This is a genomic window from Azonexus sp. GW821-FHT04F04, from assembly GCF_059420025.1.
Genome location: NZ_JBWKSX010000001.1, coordinates 37,292 through 54,697 on the forward strand (window position 1 = coordinate 37,292; position 17,406 = coordinate 54,697).

A 17,406-nucleotide genomic window follows, 5' to 3' on the forward strand; every position below is an offset into this window, starting at 1 on the left:
TAACAAATTGATTTTATTGAAGATGACATCTGTCTGCTTAGCCCCGCTACCCCTCTGAATCAAAACAGGATCAAGAAACTACGCCCAACCCGGAACATACCCGCCTCGCGGGTGTTCCGGATCGGCAATCCTGATCAGATTAGCCTCCAGCGCCTTATTGATGACCGTGCTCGCCTGCGCCGCATTCCGGCTGGCAATGCCCAATCGGGTACATAGAGTGGCGTTTTTCATCTTGTCGCCGCTCAGGAACTTGAACACCGCATGGAAGTAACAAGCACGGACGCGCTCGTCAGGCGTCATGTCGGCAAACATCCGCGGTCCATACAAAACGACCTGCGTGGCATGGTTTTCGGCACGAAACCATGGCGCTGGAAGCTGGTGCAACTCGACCAGCTCAATCACCTTGTCCAGACCACTCCCCTGTTCCTCACAAAAACTCATCCGCCTCATCAAGCTGGCCAGCGCCTCGTTGCGGGAACGTGGTGGCAAATCGACCATCCGGTCGGGTTGAACCAGCGGGATGCCGGGATTGCTGATTTCAATGCGGTCGCTAAACAATTCGATCAGCGGCCCCGCTCCGGTAATCGTCATGTCCTGGTGAATCATGGCATTAGCGACGAGTTCTCGTATCGCCAACTCCGGGAACATCGAATGCGATTCCCGCAGCGCCGCGCCGATCTGCTCATTCTTCGGTTGCAGATCGTTCAGGTAAGCGACCAGCCCCTCGAACCCCACCGCATAGCCTTTTTGCCCATCATGGCGATGCTTGACTGTCGTTGCGCGTGTCTTCCCCTCGTAGGCCACAAAGCGGATCGCCTTGCGGGAAATGCCATCGTCGAATTCCGACAAACGGTTGGCAAACAGAATGGCCCCGAGATTGGTGATATTCCACCGCTCACCAACATCCTTCACCGCCAGCCGGTCCGCCACCAGCTTCTCGAAAATTCCCTGCCGGTTATCCGGCAACGGCTGCTTGGTCAAACGGAAATACTGGCTATAGTCCAGCAGTGCCAGCACATCGTCGCCCGAAACATACTGGCGGGCGATGCCGCCCTCCCAGCGATAGGGACGCATGCGATCGATCAGGGTCTGGTAGCGCTCGGGATAGTCGGTCAGCTTCGGCGTCGCGCTACCGATGCGGATGTAGGGCGTTCCGTTGAAACAGACTGGCGCGCCGGTTGCAGCCGGGATCTCCAGCAAAACAACCCGTCCCTCAGGATGACTGACCTCCCTGAAGGCAAAAGCAATGCTCGGCTGCAAACGTTGAGCCAGCCAGAACTGCAAGGGTTGATTCCCCATTTTTTCCGACTCGGGGTGGAAACCCGTGCCAATCACGCGATGGCTGCCGTCCTCAATCCCCCACAGCATGAAGGCTGCCTCCCGCCCCACCATACGGGCCGCGTTGGAGAGCGCAGAACAACGCAAGCCAATCATCTCTGGATCGGCATTGTTCGCCTTGAATTCCAGCCACTCCATTTCGTCGGGCTGGGCCCGGAGTTCATTCACCAGATCAATATCGCGGGCTGCGCTCATCGCGTGGCTCCTGCTGTTGAAATTGTTTTCTTCTTGCCGGGTGCCGACAGCCGTGCAGCACGGATGCGTTCGAGCAGGACGGTGGCGGGTTCTTCGTTTTTGGCCTGTTTTTCCAGTTGACCGTGGAAAGCCTTTTTCAAGATGGACTGGCGCAGCGCGTCGGCCTGTTGCAGCGCGGTGGCAAGGGTTTGGTCGAGTTGGTCAGCTTCGGAGAGTTTGGATTCGAGTTCTTGGGCGATTTCCATCTGCTCTTCCAAAGAACACACCGGTACAGGCCAGTTTCTTAACTCTGTTAGCCCAATAAATGGCTGCGCTCCACCCTTTGACTTAGCCAAGACCAAATCGAGGCCGATTTTCGATTGGTAGAAATAGCAAAGAAATTTGTTGGATTGAAACTGATCGAAGAATTTGAAAAGCCCAACGTTTTTGATGCTGAATACCAGATCAGTATCAACGACGCAGCACTGACCTCGACCATGTCCGATCATCGAAATAATTACATCACCACGCTGAACGTTGGATCTTTTGAAAAATAAGTGGTGGTCGCATTCCGAGATAAACGACACATCGCCAAGGTCTAGTTTGCCGTCGCGAATGTTTTTCTGAGTGACAAACGGCACACCATTCTCCACGTAGGAAGGAGTGTCGTGAGTGCCGTCTTTCACCTCAAACAAATAGTTTTGGTTCTTTGCCCACCCCCAACCCGCTGGCAGTTCTGGCAACTCGACGAGCTCATCGGCGGTGAGCTGCGGCAGAGGCTTGGGGGGTTTGGGTTTGGGGCCTGCTTGGCCGGCGGTTTGCCAGTCGGCGAGTTGTTGCTGGTAGCGGGTTTGGCGTTCGCGGGCGATGCGTTGTTGCAGGGCGGCGGCAGTTTCGAGCTGGTCGCGGTGGGCGGTGCGCCATGCTGCGGTCAACTTGCCTTCGAAGGCATTTTTGAGCAGCGACTGGCGATAGACCTTGAGCTGTTCGCGGGCGGTGTTGAGGCTGGCCACACCCTGATCGAGTTCGGAAAATAGTTCCTCGATCTTGGCGACGATGCGGTGTTGTTCGGCTGGTGGTGGCACCAAAAGCTCGAACTCGCCAATCTGGTCGAAATTGACGCGGGGTCGGTCGCCTTCGTTCAGATGGCTGGCGAAACTCACGAAATCCGCTGCGTTTAGTCGAAAACGCAAAAACTTGCTGTGAAGTAGCTCAGTGTCAGGAAAGACAATGAATTCGGCTGATGCCAACCCATGAAAATTCGGTTGCGCAACTTTGTTCAAGTACGGCCGCAGACGACCGTACAAAACATCACCCGCAAAAAACCGAGCGGCGCTGCTTTTCATGCTCGAAGCCGGGACGCTGCCTAGGATTCGCGTTGTCTGTGCCTCAACGTGGTCCATTCCAAGAAATGGCAAATCGGGAAGCTCAGACGGGAGAGCCCTCTCGCCCCGAGGTTCAATAACATCAGAGAGCTTGGCCCGCAGCCAACCCTCCGGCAATTCCCCAAACTCCATCACGCCACCAACGCCTCATTCAGCTCGTCCAGCAACGGGTCCAAGCCCTCGCCGAACAGTTGCCACATCTTTCCCAGCCCGCCCTGGGCGTCGAAGGGGCTGTAGTCGAGGTCGCTGCGGTCGACGTGGCAGGAGTGGGCGATATGGTCGCGGAGCATGCGTAGCCAGTTCATTTGTTCGTCGTTGAATTTGTCGGCGCCGCCGGCGTGGTGCTGCATGATCCAGGTCTGGAAGTTCTTGCGCACGGTGTCGGCGAACGGGGTGATTTGAGCGTCCAGGCCGCAGACGCGGCGGATCAGGGCGACCAGCGCGGTCAGTTCCTGTTCGGGCGGGGCACCATTGTAGCCGTCGAGCTGGCCGTAGGCTTGCCAGATGCGCAGCGGGGCGAGTTTGGGTTTGTCGGCTTTGAGCTTGTCGAGGACTTGGCGCACCAGTTTCAAGGTGACTTCGCGCCGGCGCCAGGGTTGGGCGAAGAAGATAGTGAGCGCCTCGATTTCGTCACGATTCGCCGCCAGCCAGTCGGCGAATTCGTCGGTCAGGGCCTCGGCGTTGGCGGCGCTGTCCTTGCTCCAGCCGGCGTAGGTGACGCCATCCAGATTGTCGTGGTCGATGGTTTGTTCTTTTTCGCGGCGGATGGTGTCGATCAGTTCGATGAATTCGCCATTCATCAGCGCCGCCGCTTCGCCGACGAGTTGTTGCTGGGCTTGGTCGCGCAGGGTGTCGCCGGGGTCGTTGCCGATGGGCAGGTTTGCCAGTTCGAGGGCGCGGGCTTCGATGAGGTCGCCGTCGATGGCGTTGAACAGCTTGCTGACCAGGTGGCTGAGTTCGACGCCGCCGGCTGCTTCGCGCAGACGGCGCTGGTCGTCGGCGTCGAGCTGCTTGTTGAGGCGGGCGAGACGGCCGGCCAGTGAGGAGACGCTGTCGGTATCGGTGGCGCCCATCAGGATGCCCATGGCCAAATCCTTGAGCGGCACGCCGGGCTTGGTGATGAGCGGCTGGCTGGCGGTCTTCAGCGATTTGGTGACGCCGATGGCGTCGACGATGACGTAGTGGGTCTTGGCGGTTTTGGCGCTGGGCGTGACCTTTTTGAGGTCGTCCATGTCCAGCGTGCGGGTGCCGCGGCCTTTCATCTGCTCAAAGTAATTGCGGCTTTTGACGTCGCGCATGAAGAGCAGGCATTCGAGCGGCTTGACGTCCGTGCCAGTGGCGATCATGTCGACGGTGACAGCGATGCGCGGGTGATATTCGTTGCGGAACTGGGCGAGGATGGATTTGGGGTCTTCGCCACGGTCGACCGTACCATTTGGCAGATTTTTATCCTGCGCGGCGCGGTAGGTGACTTTCTTGCAGAAGGCGTTGCCTTCGCCGAATTCCTCGCGCACGGTGTTGATGATGTCGTCGGCGTGACTGTCGGTCTTGGCGAAGATCAGGGTCTTGGGCACTTCGTCGCGGCCGGGGAAGATGGCCGGCAGGTTGTCGCGGAAGGCGCGGATGACGGTGCGGATCTGGTCCGGGTTGACGATGTCGCGGTCGAGCTGGGTGGCGGTGTAGGCGGCGTCTTCGTCCTGCTGTTCCCAACGCTTCTTGCGGGTCAGGCGTTCGCGTTTTTCAACCTGCTGTTCGGCGGCGATGACGGCGCCTTGCTGGGTGATGCGGGTGTCGATCAGGTAAATCTCGTTGCCGACATTGACGCCGTCGGCGACGGCTTTTTCATGGCTGTAGTCGCTGACGACATTCTTCTTGAAGAAGCCGTAGGTGCGGTTGTCGGGCGTCGCGGTGAGGCCGATCAGGCTGGCGTCGAAGTAGTCGAGCACCTGCTGCCAGAGGTTGTAGATGCTGCGGTGGCATTCGTCGATGAAGATGAAATCGAAGAATTCGGGCGGGATCTTGGCGTTGTAGGCGACGGGGGCCGGGGCTTTCGGCTGGGTCAGCTCGGCCGGGTTGATTTCTTCGGCGGCTTCGTCGAGTTCCTTGTCTTGCAGCAGCGAATAGAGGCGCTGGATGGTGGAGATGCAGACGTCGGCGCCCTTGTCGACGAAGCTGCTTTTGAGCCGCTGCACCGTGTAAAGCTCGGTGAATTTGCGGTTATCGTCGATCGGCACGTAGGCCATCATTTCCTGCTCGGCCTGTTCGCCGAGGTTCTTTGTGTCGACCAGGAAGAGGACGCGTTTGGCGTCGGCGTGCTTGAGCAGGCGGTAGATGCTGGTGATGGCGGTGTAGGTTTTGCCGGCACCGGTGGCCATTTGAATGAGCGCGCGCGGCCGCGCTTCGCGGAAGGATTGTTCGAGGTTGGTGATGGCCGTTTCCTGGCAGTCGCGCAGGCGCAGCTGGGCGGCGGGCAGGTCTTCCGGGTTGAGCGGCGGCAGTTCGGCGAGGCGGGCGCGCAGGCTGTCGCCCTCAGTCAGCCAGTCGCGCAGGGTTTCCGGACGGTGGAAGCTGAAGATTTCACGCGAACGCGGCTTGGGGTCGCGGGCGTCGGTAAAGCGGGTGACGATGCCGGTGGCTTCGTAGAGGAAGGGCAGCGGCAGCTGGTTGTTGACCCACTTGAGTTTGGCGGCGGCGTAGCCTTCGGTTTGCGTTTCGTGCACGGTCAGGTGCTGGCCTTCTTCCTCGCGCTTGGCTTCGATGACGCCGACCGCCTTGCGATCAACAAACAGCACGTAGTCGGCGGGGCCGGCGTCGGTGTGCCATTCGCGCACGGCCTGCCCGGCGCCAGCGGAAAAATCGATTTTCTTCTGCACTGACCAGCCGGCGGCGCGCAGTTGCGCATCGATGCGGTCGCGGGCTTGTTGTTCCGGGTTCTGGTTGGCAGTCATGGGCGGCTGGGCGCTATGGGCAATCCGGCGATGATAGCTGAACTGGGGTGCTCGGATGCTGGATGGATGGCGAGGCACCCATCCCCCACCCAACCTCCCCCTTGAAGGGGGAGGAGTCGATCCCGGATGGGTGCCTTGCCGACAGCTTGCTACGGTCAACCGGAAATTTTGGCCAAAAATGAAATCTTTTGACCGGTTCAGCGCATGGCCCGACGCAACCACGCACTGGATTGATCGACGGCTATCGACAGGAGAAGCATGGCGATGATGACCGTCGACGCCTGCGCGTGGTGGAACAGCGAGAGTTCGAAATAGAGCAGTTGGCCGAGGCCGCCGGCGCCGACGAAACCGAGGATGGCGGCCATGCGGATGTTCATTTCCCAGCGGTAAAGCGTGTAGGCGATGAGCTGCGGGGCGGCGCCGGGCAAGGTGCCGTAGAGGAAGGCGAAGCCGCCCGGCGCGCCGGCCAGACGCAGGGCCTGACCGGGAGCTGGCGGGGCGTTGTCGAGGGCTTCGGCGTAGAGGCGGCCAAGGACGCCGGCGGTATGCAGGGCCAGCGCCAGCGCGCCGGCGAAGGGACCGAGGCCGACGGCGAGCGCGGTGATGGTGGCCCAGACCAGTTCCGGCACCGAGCGCAGGGTGTTGAGCAGGAAGCTGAACGGCGCGCGCCATTTGGGCAGGGCGAGCAGCAGGCCGGCGACGGCGGCAAGCAGGGTGCCGACGACCGAGATGGCCAGCGTTTCCCAGATTCCCTGGCCAACTTTGCCCAGCCACTCGGCCGACAGGTCGGGCGGGAAGAAGCCGGCAACGAATTCGCCGATGCTGCGGGCGGCTTCCACGGTCAACAGGGATTTCAGGCCAATTTCCAAATAGCTGAAACTGGCGACGATGCCGACGACCAGCGCCAGCCCGAGCCCGCCGCTGCGCCAGCCGAAGGGCGAAGCGCGGTTGGCCGGCGGCGTGTCGAGCGCCCGGCGCAGCCAGCCCGAAAAACCGTCGGCAGCAAAAACGAGGACCATGAAAGCGAGCAGGATGGTCGCCGCCTCGCCGCCGTTGAGCATTTTCATGGCCTGATCCATGAGCTGGCCGAGGCCGCCGGCGCCGACGAAGCCCATGACGACCGAGGCGCGGATGGCGCATTCCCAGCGATAAACCGTGTACGAGGCCAGCTCCTTCGAAGCCTGCGGAATCAGCCCGTAGAGGATGGCCAGCGGCCGGCCGGCGCCGTTGTGGCGGAGCGCCCGGGCCGGGGCGGCATCGACCGATTCGAGGATTTCGGCATAGACCTTGGCCAGCATGCCGCCGTAAGTCAGGCCCAGCGCCAGCACGCCGGCGGCCGGGCCGAGGCCGAAGACGCGGACAAAAACGAGCGCCCAGACCAGCTCGGGAATGCCGCGCAGGATGGTCAGCAGGCTGCGCGTGACGGGGTTGAGCGTCGCCTTTTCGCGCCCGGCGCCGGTGGCCAGATAGCCCATCGGCACGGCGATCAGGAAGGCCAGCGCCATGCCGGCCGTGGCGATGGCCAGCGTTTCGAGCGTTGCCTTGGCGAGGTAGCCCATGAATTCGGCGCCGGTTTCGGGCGGCAGGAAGCCGGCCAGGAAGTTGCCGATGACTTTGAGGTTGCCGGGGTCGAACAGCACGCCGGGCTTGACCTCGGCGGCCTGAAAGAGCGGCCAGAGGATGACCAGCGTGGCCAGCACGCCGATCAGGCGGCCACGTGCCGCCGGGTCGCGATCGGCCGGATTCAGCAGCATGCAGCGCGGGTGGCCGCCTCGTTGGCGGCGGCTGGCGGCTGGAAGTGCTGCTCGTGCGCCTGCACCGGCAGTTCGTCACCTTCACTGGCATACAGCTCGTGCAGCATCGGCACGCTGACTTCGCTGGCCGGCAGGTCGAAGGCGATGCGCCCGGCCTTGACGCCGACGATGCGCGAAAAATTGCCGATGGCCAGATCGACCGCATGCAGGCTGGCGACCAGCGTTGCGCCGCGCGCTTCGGCTTCGGCAATCAGCAACCGGATGGTGGCCAGGGCCAGCGTCGGGTCGAGGGCGGAGACCGGCTCGTCGGCGAGGATCAGTTCAGGCTGCTGGTAGAGCACGCGGGCGATGCCGACGCGCTGCAGCTGGCCACCGGACAGCTGGTCGCAACGGGCGAACAGCTTGTCGGCCAGATCGACGCGTTCGAGCGCGGCACGGGCACCCGGCACATCGAGCGGATAGAGCAGCGAGGCCAGCGACTTCCAGGCCGGCCATTGGCCGAGCTTGCCGGCCAAAACCGCCGTCACGACACGCTGCCGACCGGGAATCGGCGGCGCTTGATGGACGGTGCCGATGCGGGCGCGCAGTTTGGCCAGTTCCACGGTCAACCGCGCCCCGAAGGAAGTCCCCTTGGGGGAGATATTTTGGCCAAAATCCAAAATGTCGGCCGTGCCGGCCGTCGGCGCCAGCGCCGTGCCGAGCACGGAAAGCAGCGAGGTCTTGCCTGCGCCGGAAGGGCCGATCAGGGCGATGCGCTCGCCCTTTTCCGCCTTGAGCGTGATCTCCCTGAGCGCGGCAAAACCATTGGCGTGGGTCAGCCCCACGCCATTCAAGGCAAAACTCACTTCAACAAGCCGGCGGCGTGCGCTGCCTTTTCGATGCCGTCATAGTTCTCCTTCTTGGTCGGGATGAACCTGGCGGCGCGTTGCAGGGCGAGGATTTCCTTGTGTTCCGGGTTGGCCGGATCGAGCTTGAGGAAGGCGTCGGTCAGTTTCTTGATAACAACCGGATCGAGATCGCCGCGCACCGTCCAGTTGTAATCGAAGTACGGCGGCGTCGTGGCGAAGACACGGACCTTGTCGGTATCGACCTTCTTCTGCTCAACCAGTTTGTCCCAGACCGAGGCGTTCAACACGCCGGCTTCAGCCTTGCCGGCGGCGACGAAGGCGACGGTGGCGTCATGGGCGCCCGAGAAGGCGACGTTCTTGAAATCCTTTTCCGGGTTCAGCCCGGCCTGTTGCAGGAAGAAGCGCGGCATCAGGCTGCCCGAGGTCGACGACGGCGCGCCGAAGGCGAAGGTCTTGCCCTTCAGATCGGCCAGCGCCTTGATGGCCGGGTCGGCGGTGATGAATTTGGAGGTGAACTTGGCATCCTCCTCGCGCTGGGCGATGGGGATGGCCGTGCCGTTGGTGCGGATTTTGGCCTGCACGAAGGTGAAGCCGCCGAGCCAGGCGAGGTCGATTTTCTTTGTAGCCAGCGACTCGACAACGGCCGCGTAATCGGTCACCGGGGTGAACACGACCTTCATGCCGGTCTGCGCTTCGAGGTATTTGCCGAGCGGGGCGAACTTGCGTTGCAACTCGGTCGGCGCTTCGTCGGGAATGGCCGAAACGCGCAGAATGGCGTCGGCGGCAAAGGCCGGGATGGCAGTGATGGCAGCGCAGGCGACCGCGCCCTTGAGCGCCATGCGGCGCAGGGTGGAAAATTTCATTTTGTACTCCGTTTTGTCCAGCAACCGCCGCCGTGCGGATGTCACGGCAGCTTACAAGGCACCGGGGTGCCACCTCTTCAATGCGGTACTCAGACCGCGCGCCGGCATTATAGCCGGCGCTTGGTCGCAGCAATTTCGGTGCCTGCTACGGTCGACCGGAAAAAACGGCCAAAATCGAAATAGCCGGCCCGGCGTTGCGACATTTCGGCGCACCGGGCAGACAAAATGACCCGCCACCCGGCTGCCGAGGCATGCGAAAATCAGCCGGAAATCACCAAAATAACGATCATGGACGAGACAAATCCAAGCCATCACGCCGCCCCCTGGCAGCAATACTCGGTGCTTATCGTCGACGATGAGCCAGGCATGCAGAGCTTCATGCAACGCGCGCTCAGCACCCGTTGCGGCGTTGCCGATTGCGCCGGCAGCGTCGAGCAGGCGCGACCGATGGTCAGCCGCAGCCATTACGACCTGATCGTCCTCGACATCGCGCTGCCCGGCCTGTCCGGCATCGACTGGCTGCACGAGCTGCGCGACGAGGGTTATGTCGGCGACGTCGTGCTGATGACCGCCTACGCCGATCTCGATACCGCCATCGATGCCCTGCGCGCCGGTGCCGCAGACTTCCTGCTCAAGCCCTTCTCGCTGGCCCAGGTGCTCAATGCCATCCAGCGCTGTTTCGAACGTTCCAGCCTAGCCCGCGAAAACTTCGTGCTGCGTCGCGAAGTGAGCACCAACTCGGCCGACATCGAAGGTGTCATCGGTCAGTCGGAAGCCATGTTCAGAGTCTGCGAACGCCTCAAGCGCATCGCCCCGACCCCGGCCACCGTGCTGCTCAGCGGCGAATCCGGCACGGGCAAGGAAGTCGCCGCGCGTGCCGTGCATCGCATGAGCCCGCGCGCCGGCGGCCCCTTCGTGCCGGTCAATTGCGCGGCGATTTCGGCCGAACTCATCGAATCCGAGCTGTTCGGCCACGTCAAGGGCGCCTACACCGGCGCCGCGCAAAGCCGCGAAGGCCTCTTCTATTACGCCCGCGGCGGCACGCTGTTCCTCGATGAAATCTCCGAACTGCCGCTTGCCGCACAGGCCAAGCTGCTCCGCGCGCTGGAGGAAAGACGCATCCGGCCGGTCGGCTCGGAACAGGAAATCGCCGTCGACGTGCGCGTCATCGCCGCCACCAACCGCGATCTCAAAGCCGAAGTCGCCGCCCAGCGCTTCCGGCCCGATCTCTACTACCGGCTGCAGGTGCTCGAAGTCACGCTGCCGCCGCTGCGCGACCGGCCGGAGGACATCCCGCTGCTCGTCGAGCATTTCATGGCCCTGCTCACCCCCAGCCTCGGCGTGCCGCCGCTCAGCCTCGACCCGCGCACCCTGGCCCGGATGGCCGATTACGACTGGCCGGGCAATGTGCGCGAGCTGCGCAATCTGGTCGAACGCTCGCTGATCCTCGGCTGGTTCGACATCGGCAGCGAACCGGAAATCGGCATCACGGCCATTTCGAGCAACGCCGAGACCCTCGAAGCCGTCGAAAAACGCCACATTCTCGCCGTGCTCGCCGCCAGCGACGGCAACAAGTCCGAAGCCAGCCGCCGGCTCGGCATCTCGCGCAAGACGATGGACCGCAAGTGTCAGGCCTGGGGAATCTGACTCCCCCGGAGACCCCGCCGATCCGGCGCTCGATCCGCGCCCGGCTCCTGCTGCTGGCGCTCATCCCTCTCGGCATCGTGCTGCCGCTGACGATGGCTGCGCTGGCCTATTGGGGCGGCGATTATCTCGACCGTCTGCTGGTCACCAAGGTGCGCTCCGACCTTGCCGTCGCCCACGGCTATTTCGAACGGGTGACCGATGGCGTCGGCCGCTCGGTGGCCAGCCTGGCCGCCTCCGAACGGCTGGCGCGCACCCTGCGCAACGCGCACGGCCAGCCGGAACAAGTCGTCGCCAGCCTGCTCGACTCGACGCAGCTCGAATACAAACTCGATTTTTTGCACTTTTTTGACGTTGACCGTAGCAAACAGGATGCCGCCACCTGGTCGGTGATCGCCGCCGCACTCGAAGGCAAGGCGAGCACCGAAACGGAAGTGTTCTCTGCCCCCCAACTGTTCACCATCAGCCCCGAGCTGGCCGCCCGCGCCCGCACGCCCATCGTCGCCACGCCCAATGCCCGTCCCGACCCGCGCGAGGCAGAAACGCGCGGCCTGGTCATCCACTCGGCCGCCCCGGTGCACGATGCCGAGGGCCGGCTGATCGGCGTCCTGACCGGCGGTGTGCTGCTCAACAAGAATCTCGATTTCATCGACCGCCTAAACGCCATCGTGTACCCCGAAGGCGCCCTGCCCTTCGGCAGCGCCGGCACGGCGACGCTGTTTCTCGACGACGTGCGCGTCGCCACCAACGTCCGGCTGTTTGGCGACACCCGGGCCATCGGCACGCGCGTTTCGCAGGCCGTCCACGACACCGTGCTCGGCGCCGGCCAGACCTGGCTGGATCGCGCCTTCGTCGTCAGCGACTGGTACGTCTCGGCTTACGAACCGCTGCTCGACAGCCGCCAGCAACGGATCGGCATGCTCTACGTCGGCTTCCTCGAAGGCCCATTCGTCGATGCCCGCCAGCAGGCCTTTGCCGTCGTCATCGTGCTCTTCGGGCTGGCCATGTTGATCGCCGGCGTCTTTGCCGTGCTCTGGGCGCGTCGTGTTTTCAAGCCGATCGAGCGCATGCACGCCACCATGCATGCCATCGAAAACGGCCAGGACGAAGCCCGCGTCGGCGCGGTGGCCAGCCAGGATGAACTCGGCGTCGTCGCCGCCCACTTCGACCGCATGCTCGACCGCCTGCAGGCCCAGGCCACCTCGCTCAAACGCTGGGGCGCCTCGCTCGACGTCAAGGTGGCGGAACGCACAGCCGAACTGGAACAGGCCGTGGCCGACCTCAAGGCCGCCCAGTCGCAACTGGTCATGAACGAAAAACTCGCCGCCATCGGCCAGCTGACCGCCGGCATCGCCCACGAGATCAACAACCCGATCGCCGTCATCCAGGGCAACCTCGATGTCCTGCGCGACCTGCTCGGCCCGCAGGCCGAACCCGTCGCGCCTGAAATCAAGCTGATCCACGAACAGGTCCAGCGCATCCGGCTGATCGTCGCCAAACTGCTCCAATTCGCCCGGCCGCAGGATTACGTCGGCTATCTCGAACCGACCGACCCGGCCCAACTCATCCAGGACAGCCTGCTCCTCGTTCGTCACCTGTTGAAGACCGGCAACATCGCCATCGAACAGCAGGTCGATTCGACCCGCCAGATCATCTGCAACAAGAACGAGCTGCAGCAAGTCGTCATCAACCTGCTGGTCAACGCCATCCAGGCCATGCCTGACGGCGGCGTCCTGAAAATCGCCGTCGACGACTGGGACGAAGCCGACATGCCGGTCGGCATCCAGCTCTATGTCGAGGACTCCGGCCCGGGCATCAGCAAGGCCGACCTCGAGCACCTGTTCGAACCCTTCTTCACGGCCAAGAAGCCCGGCGGCAACGGCCTCGGCCTGTGGGTCAGCAAGAACCTCATCGAACGCTACGGCGGCCACCTGACGGCGACCAGCGCCCCCGCCGCCGGCGCCCGCTTCACCGTCTGGCTGCGCTGCGAACCGCTGGGCTGATTGCCACGGTCAACCGGGTTTACTACGTGAAACGTAAAAAACGGCCAAAATTGAAATCCTTCACTCCTCCCCTGACCAGGGGAGGGCCGGGGACGGGTTTCGTTTAGCCAATGAACTGTTCCCCGCCCCCCGCTGTCCCAAGTTGCGACAACAATCAGTCCGAGAAAGCCCCCATGTCCGACCCGACCACTTACACCCCACCCAGAATCTGGACCTGGGACAAAGCCAACGGCGGCCGTTTCGCCAACATCAACCGGCCGATTGCCGGTGCGACCCATGAGCAAGCCTTGCCGCGCGGCAAACACCCGCTGCAGCTCTATTCGCTGGCCACGCCCAATGGCGTCAAGGTCACGCTCATGCTCGAAGAATTGCTCGCCCTTGGCCATGCCGGCGCCGAATACGATGCCTGGCTGATCCGCATCACCGAAGGCGATCAGTTCGGCAGCGGTTTCGTCGAGGTGAACCCCAATTCCAAGATCCCCGCCCTGCTCGACTGCAGCGGCCCCGAACCGGTCCGGGTCTTCGAATCCGGATCGATCCTGCTCTACCTGGCCGAAAAATTCGGCGCCTTCGTGCCGACCGACCCGGCCCGCCGCGCCGAATGCCTGTCCTGGCTGTTCTGGCAGATGGGCAGCGGCCCGTTCCTCGGCGGCGGCTTCGGCCATTTCTATGCCTACGCGCCGAGCAAAATCGAATACGCCATCGACCGCTTCGCCATGGAAGTCAAACGCCAGATGGACGTCCTCAACCGCCGGCTGGCCGACAACTCCTACGTCGGCGGCGACGACTACAGCATCGCCGACATGGCCATCTGGCCCTGGTACGGCGCCCTGGCCAAAGGCCAGCTCTACGAGGCCGGCGAATTCCTGCAGGTCGATCAATACACCCACGTCATTCGCTGGGCCGACGACATCGCCCAGCGTCCCGCCGCCAAACGCGGCCGCATGGTCAACCGGGTGACCGGGCCACTCGAAGAGCAACTTCACGAGCGCCACGACGCGAGCGATTTCGCCACCCGGACGCAAGACAAACTGCAAGCCCGGCCATGATGCCCGCCCACTCCCTTGAAGATCGCGCCATGGGCGCCCTGCTCGGCGCCTTCATCGGCGACGCCCTGGCCCTCGGCCCGCACTGGTACTACGATCTGGACCAACTCCATGCCGATTATGGCCAGTGGATCAGCGACTACAGCGCCCCCAAACCCGGGCGCTACCACGCCGGCATGCAAGCCGGGCAGCTTTCACAATCAGGCGTCCTGCTGCGCCTCACCGTCCAGTCGCTCGTCGATAGCGGCCGCTACGACGAAGCCGACTTCTGCCGGCGCCTCGACGACGAACTCTTCCCCCAGCTTGACGGCACACCGATGAACGGACCGGGCGGCTACACCAGCCAGTCGATCCGCGAAGCCTGGCGCCTGCGGGTGAAATCCGGCTTGCCCTGGGGGCAGGTAGCCGGCAACGCCGACACCACCGAAGCCGCCGAACGCACCCTCGCCATCGCCATCCGCTACGCCCTGCAGCCGGCACAACTCGCCGCGGCCGTCAGCCGGAACACGGCGCTGACACAAACAGACGGAACGGTCATGGCAATGACCGTCGCCTTCGGCGCCGTCCTCGGCATGCTGGTTGAAGGGCAGAAACTCGATGCCAACATCTCGGGCAAACTGATGGCCCGGGTCAAATCCGGCGAACTACCCTTCCACACCGTCACCAGCGGCAACCTGCAGGCACCGCAAGCCGGCCAGCCCGAAGCGCCAACCGCCGGACACTTCCCCTCGCCAGACGCCCTGCTCAGCCAGTCATCGATTGCCCTGGCCGCGACCGACCCCGACATCCACATCGAACCCGCCTGGAAAGTCTCCCTCGTCTACGGCCTGCCCTGCGCCGTCTACCACCAGTTCCCGGCCGCCTACTACCTGGCCACCCGCTTTCACGACGACTTCGAATCAGCCGTGCTCCACGCCATCAACGGCGGCGGCCAAAACCAGTCCCGCGCCATCCTCGCCGGCGCCCTGACCGGCGCCCAAACCGGCCTCTCGGGAATTCCCCGGCGCTTCCTTGATGGTCTGGAAAATAGCGGGGAGTTGCTGGATCTGGCGGGACGACTGGCGAAACAGATGGTTGAGTAGCGGGGCGTTGAAGAGGGCAGTTGCTGACTGTGTTGCCGCCTTGGATTAGCGGCTGCCGAGGCGGGATTTCGGCCAATGCGGTTGGTGGCATCCTCAATGAAAAGTGGCCGGTTCTGAGTACAGACCGGCCACTAGCACTTTGAGGCAGTGAATGCCCGTATTTATAAATGGATTATGTCGGCTTTTCGTCTTGTGCTGACCGACGCACCTGATGATAGCGTCCATTGCGGCAACCAATATCGAAAAGGTGTTTCAATCACAGCATTGTCGATCCAAGCGGTGGCGTGAGCGCGAAACTTCAGCTCATGATCCAGTTGTTGCAGAACAGTCTAATGATCTCGCTGCATTGCCCGGTCCGCTCGTTCGTCTGCTCAGGTAAGCCCGGCCTTGTCCAGACCGAAGGCCTTGTCGTGTGCACCGGGCGTGGTGCGGAAAGCCACGTTGGCACGGTTCCAGGCGTTGATACTCATCACGAGAAAGGTCAGCGTCGAGAGCTCCTTTTCGCTGAAATGTTCGCATATCTCGGCGTAGAGCTCGTCGGAGATACCGGTTGGCGCGATCTGAGTCAGCGCCTCGGTGAAAGCCAGCGCGGCGCGTTCCTTGGGACTGAACAGCGGGGACTCGCGCCATATTGCCACGTGATGCAGACGCAACTCGCGTTCGCCTTGTAGCTTGGCTTCCTTAACGTGCATGTCCAGGCAGAACGCACAGCCATTCATCTGCGAGGCACGGATATCCACAAGACAGGAAAGCCCTTGCTCAATGCCGCTATCGGCGATGGCCATGCTGAGATCCATGAGCTTCTTGACCAGTTCAGGCGACTGTTGCATGTAATTCAGGCGGGATGGGGAATGGTGATGGGTCATGATCGTTTTCTTTCCTTTGACTGATGGGGAGGAGTGACACATTGCTTGTGATCACACACTTAAGACGATCCGGACTCGTATCTTGTGACATCTCCGCCGAAGAACTTCATCGTTCGTTTGTGCTCGGCGTCCTTGCCCGTTCCTCTTCAGCCGGAGGTGCGGCAGCCCAGCGCGGCCAGCACGCCCTGCAGTTTCTCGGGGTTACGCTGGATGTAGAGTGCGCCAATTCGACCCAATTCGGTGGTCGAAGGCGCCAGCGCGATGGTCTGCACCAACTGACCGGTCGAGTCATCGAAGATCACACAGCCCGGCAGTCCATTGATGCACGCAGATTCGAGGCGCCAGGCGCGGCTGGTCGGTAGCTTGGCAAAGCCGATAAAGACTTTGGCGATCAGCGCGCCACCCTTCAGCGGACGTGGCACCGCGCTAACCTTACCGCCGCCGTCGGCCAGCATTACCGCGTCTTCGGTCAGCACCCGAGCCAGGGCATCAACATCGAAATTGCGTACCGCATGGCAGAAGGCGCCGAACAGGCGCTCGCGCTCCTCCTGACCCACTTCGCGGCGAGCGTAATCGGCTTTGACATGGCTGCGCGCACGGCTGGCCAACTGGCGGCAGTTAACCGGGCTGCGCTCGAGATGCCGCCCGATCTCATCGAAATCCACCTCGAATACTTCATGCAACAGAAAAGCCACGCGCTCAAGCGGCGAAAGCCGCTCCAGTGCGAGCATGAAGGCCACGGATACATCGTGCGCGTATTCGGCCTGCACTTCCGGGCCAGGCGACCAGCCAGCCACATCGTCAAGAAGCGGCTCAGGCAGCCAAACACCAACGTAGAGCTCGCGTTTCGTGGCGGCCGAACCCAGCTTGTCCAGGCACAGGTTGGTCACCAGGCGCGAGAGGTAGGCCCCAGCATGAAGAATGGAGCTTTCATCGACTTCAGCCCACCGCAGCCACGCCTCCTGCACGATGTCCTCGGCATCGGCGCGCGAGCCGAGCATGCGGTAGGCCAACGCACGCAAACTGCGCGCATATTCACAATCGTAGCGCTGGGCGCGTTCGGCAGGAGTTTTCATGATGGCGGCGCTCGTCCGGGTATAGAAACTTTATTAGACACCTTCTGTAGACGGGACAGCACCGCCGTTTGTGACATTCGGCAGCGCTAACCATCTTTACACATGCTTCGCCGAAGGACTTGCGCGCCATCATGACAACGAGCAGCGAGAGTCTGATCAGAGGCGAGGTCCGTGCATCCTGATATTGACGTCGAACCTTCATCACCAAACCGGCCATGGGGACTGCTGGCTAACCGATAGCAGCTGCTCGTTAGATTCAACCGGAATAGCCGAGAACTCGGCGATCAGCAACCGCCAGTATGTTGCTGCACATCGTTGGCGCCAGACAATTCCTGAAAGCCTCGCAATTTCGACCAGCCAATAATTCACAGCCGTCAGG

Annotated in this window: 12 protein-coding genes; 4 read left to right on the top strand and 8 right to left on the bottom strand. The window is 62.5% G+C overall.

From position 1 onward, the window contains the following. Positions 1-78: 78 nt before the first annotated feature. The 6 genes from AC07TV_RS00205 to AC07TV_RS00230 all read right to left on the bottom strand — a co-directional run bounded on the left by AC07TV_RS00205 (position 79) and on the right by AC07TV_RS00230 (position 9,310). A complete protein-coding gene (locus AC07TV_RS00205) occupies positions 79-1,533 on the bottom strand; it encodes an ATP-binding protein (RefSeq protein WP_494646379.1) in 1,455 nt (484 codons plus the stop codon). Further along, positions 1,530-2,858, bottom strand: coding sequence for a restriction endonuclease subunit S (locus tag AC07TV_RS00210; RefSeq protein ID WP_494646380.1), 1,329 nt, complete (start codon positions 2,856-2,858; stop codon positions 1,530-1,532). The genes AC07TV_RS00205 and AC07TV_RS00210 overlap by 4 nt, the downstream gene beginning before the upstream one ends. Positions 2,859-3,028: 170 nt before the next feature. Beyond that, a complete protein-coding gene (locus AC07TV_RS00215; RefSeq protein ID WP_494646381.1) occupies positions 3,029-5,845 on the bottom strand; it encodes a type I restriction endonuclease subunit R in 2,817 nt (938 codons plus the stop codon). A gap of 197 nt (positions 5,846-6,042) precedes the next feature. Next, entirely contained in the window at positions 6,043-7,599 is a 1,557-nt protein-coding gene (gene phnE, locus AC07TV_RS00220) for a phosphonate ABC transporter, permease protein PhnE (RefSeq protein WP_494646382.1), read from the bottom strand. Next, a complete protein-coding gene (locus tag AC07TV_RS00225) occupies positions 7,590-8,444 on the bottom strand; it encodes a phosphonate ABC transporter ATP-binding protein (protein ID WP_494646383.1) in 855 nt (284 codons plus the stop codon). Before AC07TV_RS00225 ends, phnE begins: the two co-directional genes overlap by 10 nt. After that, positions 8,441-9,310: a putative selenate ABC transporter substrate-binding protein gene (locus tag AC07TV_RS00230; protein WP_494646384.1), complete on the bottom strand. Its 870-nt coding sequence runs from the start codon at positions 9,308-9,310 to the stop codon at positions 8,441-8,443. Before AC07TV_RS00230 ends, AC07TV_RS00225 begins: the two co-directional genes overlap by 4 nt. A 288-nt stretch (positions 9,311-9,598) precedes the next feature. Here AC07TV_RS00230 and AC07TV_RS00235 point away from each other — a divergent pair, with 288 nt between their 5' ends. The 4 genes from AC07TV_RS00235 (at position 9,599) to AC07TV_RS00250 (ending at position 15,085) form a co-directional block, all read left to right on the top strand. Continuing rightward, positions 9,599-10,957 carry a sigma-54-dependent transcriptional regulator gene (locus AC07TV_RS00235; protein ID WP_494647365.1) on the top strand — a complete coding sequence of 453 codons (1,359 nt, stop codon included), beginning with the start codon at positions 9,599-9,601 and terminating at the stop codon, positions 10,955-10,957. Continuing rightward, on the top strand, positions 10,936-12,957 hold the full coding sequence (locus AC07TV_RS00240) for a sensor histidine kinase (RefSeq protein WP_494646385.1): 2,022 nt from the start codon (positions 10,936-10,938) through the stop codon (positions 12,955-12,957). The genes AC07TV_RS00235 and AC07TV_RS00240 overlap by 22 nt, the downstream gene beginning before the upstream one ends. A 173-nt stretch (positions 12,958-13,130) precedes the next feature. After that, positions 13,131-14,006, top strand: coding sequence for a glutathione-dependent disulfide-bond oxidoreductase (gene yghU / locus AC07TV_RS00245; protein WP_494646386.1), 876 nt, complete (start codon positions 13,131-13,133; stop codon positions 14,004-14,006). After that, on the top strand, positions 14,003-15,085 hold the full coding sequence (locus AC07TV_RS00250; protein ID WP_494646387.1) for an ADP-ribosylglycohydrolase family protein: 1,083 nt from the start codon (positions 14,003-14,005) through the stop codon (positions 15,083-15,085). Before yghU ends, AC07TV_RS00250 begins: the two co-directional genes overlap by 4 nt. A 371-nt stretch (positions 15,086-15,456) precedes the next feature. Here the strand turns inward: AC07TV_RS00250 and AC07TV_RS00255 are convergent, their stop codons facing one another. Together AC07TV_RS00255 and sigJ are read right to left on the bottom strand one after the other, a co-directional pair. Then, a complete protein-coding gene (locus AC07TV_RS00255; RefSeq protein WP_494646388.1) occupies positions 15,457-15,951 on the bottom strand; it encodes a carboxymuconolactone decarboxylase family protein in 495 nt (164 codons plus the stop codon). A 146-nt stretch (positions 15,952-16,097) separates the two neighbouring features. After that, a complete protein-coding gene (sigJ, locus tag AC07TV_RS00260) occupies positions 16,098-17,027 on the bottom strand; it encodes an RNA polymerase sigma factor SigJ (RefSeq protein WP_494646389.1) in 930 nt (309 codons plus the stop codon). Positions 17,028-17,406 lie beyond the last annotated feature (379 nt).

Coding starts and splice junctions, on each gene's coding strand:
- AC07TV_RS00205 (WP_494646379.1), bottom strand. CDS start 1,533: ATGAGCGCAGCCCGCGATATTGATCTGGTGAATGAACTCCGGGCCCAG.
- AC07TV_RS00210 (WP_494646380.1), bottom strand. CDS start 2,858: ATGAAAAGCAGCGCCGCTCGGTTTTTTGCGGGTGATGTTTTGTACGGT.
- AC07TV_RS00215 (WP_494646381.1), bottom strand. CDS start 5,845: ATGACTGCCAACCAGAACCCGGAACAACAAGCCCGCGACCGCATCGAT.
- phnE (WP_494646382.1), bottom strand. CDS start 7,599: ATGCTGCTGAATCCGGCCGATCGCGACCCGGCGGCACGTGGCCGCCTG.
- AC07TV_RS00230 (WP_494646384.1), bottom strand. CDS start 9,310: ATGAAATTTTCCACCCTGCGCCGCATGGCGCTCAAGGGCGCGGTCGCC.
- AC07TV_RS00235 (WP_494647365.1), top strand. CDS start 9,599: ATGGACGAGACAAATCCAAGCCATCACGCCGCCCCCTGGCAGCAATAC.
- yghU (WP_494646386.1), top strand. CDS start 13,131: ATGTCCGACCCGACCACTTACACCCCACCCAGAATCTGGACCTGGGAC.
- AC07TV_RS00250 (WP_494646387.1), top strand. CDS start 14,003: ATGATGCCCGCCCACTCCCTTGAAGATCGCGCCATGGGCGCCCTGCTC.
- AC07TV_RS00255 (WP_494646388.1), bottom strand. CDS start 15,951: ATGACCCATCACCATTCCCCATCCCGCCTGAATTACATGCAACAGTCG.
- sigJ (WP_494646389.1), bottom strand. CDS start 17,027: ATGAAAACTCCTGCCGAACGCGCCCAGCGCTACGATTGTGAATATGCG.